General features: G+C 31.4%; 3 protein-coding genes. All 3 read right to left on the bottom strand.

Annotated elements, in window-relative coordinates; all coding sequences use genetic code 11:
• Positions 1-124: 124 nt before the first annotated feature.
• A complete protein-coding gene (locus tag Q1X33_RS16540) occupies positions 125-397 on the bottom strand; it encodes an antitoxin (RefSeq protein WP_002326825.1) in 273 nt (90 codons plus the stop codon).
• 17 nt (positions 398-414) lie between these two features.
• Positions 415-579, bottom strand: coding sequence for a peptide-binding protein (locus Q1X33_RS16535; RefSeq protein ID WP_050558447.1), 165 nt, complete (start codon positions 577-579; stop codon positions 415-417).
• Between the two features lie 142 nt (positions 580-721).
• A complete protein-coding gene (locus tag Q1X33_RS16530; RefSeq protein ID WP_002326827.1) occupies positions 722-1618 on the bottom strand; it encodes a ParA family protein in 897 nt (298 codons plus the stop codon).
• Positions 1619-1647 lie beyond the last annotated feature (29 nt).

Genomic DNA, 1647 nt, shown 5'->3' with positions numbered 1-1647 from the left:
CATCTTGAAAAACTAATGACCTTTTTGAGACTTTGCAACAGAACCATTTTTAGTTAGTCGTTCAACATTCTTTTCTAAACGATCTTCAAATTGCTTTTCGGTGAAGTCAGTAATATTCGCCATGTTAAGCCACTTTCTCTTTTGTCAAAATTTGTTTTGAATATTGATTCATTGACCGCCAATACTCATGAATAGCTTGTAATTCTTCAAATGGTTGTTGAAATAAATCAACTTCTTGTGCCACTTCTAATTGATTTAAAAGATTCACTTCTAGTAAACGAGTATTTTTAGTATCTAGTTCATGGTTCAAAACATAGTTTAATACTCGATTATAAACGCTTGCCGATAATTCGTTAATGATCTCTATTTCAAATGTTTTTTCATACGTAACTGCCATTTCATTTTCACTCCTTTTTAAAGTTTATCAGGTAAATATTTCCGTATATATTCTTCTAAGGCTTGATCCATAACTTCTTTTACGTTTCCGCCATTTTTTGCTGTTTCAATTTTTATAATATGGTGTAAGTCAGCACGAACACGAACCGTCTTATCTCCCATTATATCTTTTTTTGCACTGATTGGTGTATCATTTCATTTTGCTTTTTGTGCGCCTAAATTTCCCACAAACACTCACTTCTTTCTAATTCTTCTTATTCTTATTTTATCATCAACAATCACAAATCACAAGTGATTTGTGATTAATCACTTGTGATTTGTGATTCTATTCTTTTTCGTTTTCTAATTGAATAATTCGCTCAAGCATTTCAAAAAATACGTTCTCATACATGGATAAAACTTTTTTGTCATAGCCTTTGTGTTCTGTAATTCCATTTTTAGACCAGGTACTTACTTTATTACTTCGCTTGATAATATTTTGGAAAACCAAGTTATCTTCTTTATGTTGCTTGTACAGTTCTTCCAGGTTTGATTTTATCGTTGCGCTGTCCGTATCAACTAAATAAGGAACAAAACCGATCATATCTAGTCCAGGGTTAAATTGTTCTTGTAAATCAATCAAATAGGAAATATAGTTTTGAATGTTGTTTGTACTTTCTTCTTCTGCTTGTAAAGGGATCATAACGTAATCACTCGCCACGATTGCATTATTTGTATAAACGCTTGGCGTTGGTACAGTATCAATAATAATGAGATCATAGTCACTTTTTAAAGGTGCTAAAAGAGTAGCAAGCAATCTACTTTCATTTTCAAAAGTCCATGAGCGAGTTAATTTTGGCAGTAACATCAAATCAAACGTGCCAGGGATCAAGTCTAAATTATCAGTCAAATGAACAATAGAAGAAGCCAAGTTTCCATTTTTCAAGCCTTCATAAAAATTGACACGTGGCAATTCTACCTCAAAAGTTTTTGCTAAGTCTTTTGTCAATGTTGCCTGTAAGTCCTTATCGATCATTAAAACTTTTAAATTCAATTTGTCTGTCAAGTAAGCAAACATAGTCGATAATTTGGACTTTCCAACACCACCTTTAAAGTAATTATTCAAGATAATAATTGCTTCATTTTTATTGTTTAAAATACGTCTTAATTCTTCAAGTATTTTTAGTTTTTCCTTCTCCATAACTACGCCCCATTCTTTTTTTGTATAGTAATATTGTATCATTAAGAATCACAAATCACAAGTGATTTGTG

Origin of the sequence: Enterococcus sp. B2E4, from assembly GCF_030499455.1 — a bacterium.
Classification (GTDB): Bacteria; Bacillota; Bacilli; order Lactobacillales; family Enterococcaceae; genus Enterococcus_D; species Enterococcus_D casseliflavus.
This window is presented reverse-complemented; position numbering and strand designations above follow the sequence as displayed.